The following is a 3,015-nucleotide window of genomic DNA, read 5'->3' on the forward strand; positions in this document are numbered from 1 at the left end:
CCGCGCCGCCGCGCGCGCCCGCCGCGCCGCGCTCGCCACGCGCCCTCGCCGACTCTCCACCTCGCGCCTCCGCTCGACCCCGCCCGCGCAGACCGCTCGTGCAGGTTCGGCGACTCTCCACCTCGCGTCTGTGCTCGACCCCGCCCGCGCAGACCGCTCGTGCAGGTTCGGCGAGATGGCAACTCTCGGCTGTGCGGGTGCGGGGTCGCGCAGCCGAGAGTTGCCATCTCGGCGGGCAGGGGCGCGCGCGGGAGTCGCGTCCGGACGCAGGACGGGCCGGTCACCCCCAAAGGGGTGACCGGCCCGTCAGGCGCGGTGCGGGCGCTCAGCGCCCGCGTGCGGCGGGACTCAGAAGTCCATGCCGCCCATGCCGCCGGCGTCCGGAGCGGCCGGGGCCGACTTCTCCGGCTTGTCGGCGACGACCGCCTCGGTGGTGAGGAACAGCGCCGCGATGGACGACGCGTTCTGCAGCGCGGAGCGCGTGACCTTGACCGGGTCGTTGACGCCCGCGGCCAGCAGGTCCTCGTACACGCCGGTCGCGGCGTTGAGGCCCTGGCCGGCGGGGAGGTTGCGCACCTTCTCCGCCACGACGCCGCCCTCGAGGCCCGCGTTCACGGCGATCTGCTTCAGCGGGGCGTCGATCGCGACCTTCACGATGTTCGCGCCGGTCGCCTCGTCACCGACGAGCTCGAGCTTCTCGAACGCCACGGCACCGGCCTGGATGAGGGCCACGCCACCACCGGCGACGATGCCCTCCTCGACGGCCGCCTTCGCGTTGCGCACGGCGTCCTCGATGCGGTGCTTGCGCTCCTTGAGCTCGACCTCGGTCGCCGCGCCGGCCTTGATGACGGCCACGCCGCCGGCCAGCTTGGCGAGGCGCTCCTGGAGCTTCTCGCGGTCGTAGTCCGAGTCCGAGTTGTCGATCTCGGCGCGGATCTGGTTGACGCGGCCCTGGATCTGGGCGGCGTCGCCGGAGCCCTCGACGATGGTGGTCTCGTCCTTGGTGACGACGATCTTGCGCGCCTGGCCGAGGACCTCGAGGCCCACGGTGTCGAGCTTCAGACCGACGGTCTCGGAGACGACCTGGCCACCGGTGAGGATCGCCATGTCCTGCAGCATCGCCTTGCGGCGGTCGCCGAAGCCCGGGGCCTTGACGGCGACGGACTTGAAGGTGCCGCGGATCTTGTTGACGACGAGCGTGGCCAGGGCCTCGCCCTCGACGTCCTCGGCGACGATGAACAGCGGCTTGCCGGACTGGATGACCTTCTCCAGCAGCGGCAGCAGGTCCTTGACGTTCGAGATCTTCGACTCGACGAGCAGCACGTAGGCGTCCTCGAGGACGGCCTCCTGGCGCTCCGGGTCGGTCACGAAGTACGCCGACAGGAAGCCCTTGTCGAAGCGCATGCCCTCCGTGAGCTCGAGCTCCAGGCCGAGGGCGTTGGACTCCTCGACCGTGATGACGCCCTCCTTGCCCACCTTGTCGAGGGCCTCGGCGATGAGCTCGCCGATGGCGGTGTCGCCGGCGGAGATGGACGCGGTGGCGGCGATCTCCTCCTTGGTCTCGATCTCCTTCGCCTGCTCCAGCAGGGCGGCGGTGACGGCCTCGACGGCCTGCTCGATGCCGCGCTTGAGGGCGATCGGGTTGGCGCCGGCCGCGACGTTGCGCAGGCCCTCGCGCACGAGCGCCTGGGCGAGCACGGTGGCGGTGGTGGTGCCGTCGCCCGCGACGTCGTCCGTCTTCTTGGCGACCTCCTTGACGAGCTCGGCGCCGATCTTCTCGAACGGGTCCTCGAGCTCGATCTCCTTGGCGATGGAGACACCGTCGTTGGTGATCGTGGGGGCGCCCCACTTCTTGTCCAGGACGACGTTGCGGCCCTTGGGGCCGAGGGTGACCTTGACGGTGTCGGCGAGGGTGTTGAGACCCCGCTCGATGCCGCGACGGGCCTCCTCGTTGAAGGCAATGATCTTGGCCATGGGGCTATCGATCCTTCACTCTGGCTCGTGGTTCGGCCGGTCGGTGCCCGCGACGGACGGCCGCGCCGGCCCGTCGGTCATGTCCCGTCGGGCGGCGGACCTCACCGGGTCGGCCTGGGTTGTCATTCTGTCACTCTCGACCCGAGAGTGCTAAGCACATGGTTAGCACTCGACCCCCCCGAGTGCAAGGCGCTCCGCCCTCGGCTGACAGCCGCCGGGGGCGCCGCGGGGCCCGGCCGGGTCGTCGGCACCGGCCCGGTAGCCTGCCGGGCATGCACCGCCGCCCCGCCGTCGCCGCCGTCGTGCTGGCCTCGCTCGCGGCGGGGCTGATCGCCTGGGGCGCGACCGGCCCGCGGACCCGCACGATCGACCTGTACAGCGAGGGGGTCGTCGCGACGCCGTCCGGCCCGGAGCTGGTCCCGGCGGGCGCGGTCCCGACGCTGCACGAGGGCACCCGGGTGGTGGTCGACCCGGCGACGACGGCGGACGACGACCTGGCCGCCGCGCAGCGCGCCTGGCTCGCGGCGGGCACGGTGCCGGGCGCGGACGGCCCGTACGCGGACATGGTGACCGACGCCCTGCTGGACCTGCGCACCCTGGTCCAGGACGGCGGCGCGGCCGTCGCGGCGTGGACGCCGTACTGGCGGTACGTGTGGCCGCGGGACGCCTCGTTCGTCGCGGTCGCCCTCGCCCGGACGGGGCACCTGGCCGACGCGCGCGAGGTGCTGGGCTTCCTGGCGCGCGTGCAGGCGGCGGACGGGTCGTTCGAGGCCCGGTACCTCCCGGACGGCTCGGGCGCCGTCCCGGACGACCGGGCGCCGCAGACGGACGGCACCGGGTGGTCGCTCTGGGCGGCGGGCGAGGTGGTCGCGGCCGCCCCGGCCGAGGACCGGGCGGCGGTGGCCGCGGAGCTGGCCCCGCTCGTGCGCCGCGGTGCCGCGCACGCCGTGGCGCTGGTCGCCGGGGACGGGCTGCCGCCGGCCTCGCCGGACTACTGGGAGGTCCCGGAGCGCGCGCTCACCCTGGGCACCGTCGCGCCGC

The 3,015-nt window shown here is 73.7% G+C and carries 1 protein-coding gene and 1 pseudogene; one reads left to right on the forward strand and one right to left on the reverse strand.

All coding sequences use genetic code 11. The features are described from left to right. Window positions 1-348: 348 nt before the first annotated feature. Window positions 349-1,974 carry a chaperonin GroEL gene (groL, locus tag FA014_RS18940; protein ID WP_154731163.1) on the reverse strand — a complete coding sequence of 542 codons (1,626 nt, stop codon included), beginning with the start codon at window positions 1,972-1,974 and terminating at the stop codon, window positions 349-351. Window positions 1,975-2,246: 272 nt separating this feature from the next. On the opposite strand from groL, the pseudogene FA014_RS18945 reads away from it, so the two are divergent. Then, a pseudogene (locus FA014_RS18945) lies at window positions 2,247-3,015 on the forward strand (glycoside hydrolase family 15); the annotation flags it as partial.

Source organism: Cellulomonas hominis (assembly GCF_005239125.1).
Taxonomy (GTDB): domain Bacteria; phylum Actinomycetota; class Actinomycetes; order Actinomycetales; family Cellulomonadaceae; genus Cellulomonas; species Cellulomonas hominis_A.

Bases quoted from the DNA above. Each gene is read 5' to 3' on its own strand.
- groL (WP_154731163.1), bottom strand. From the start codon at position 1,974: ATGGCCAAGATCATTGCCTTCAACGAGGAGGCCCGTCGCGGCATCGAG.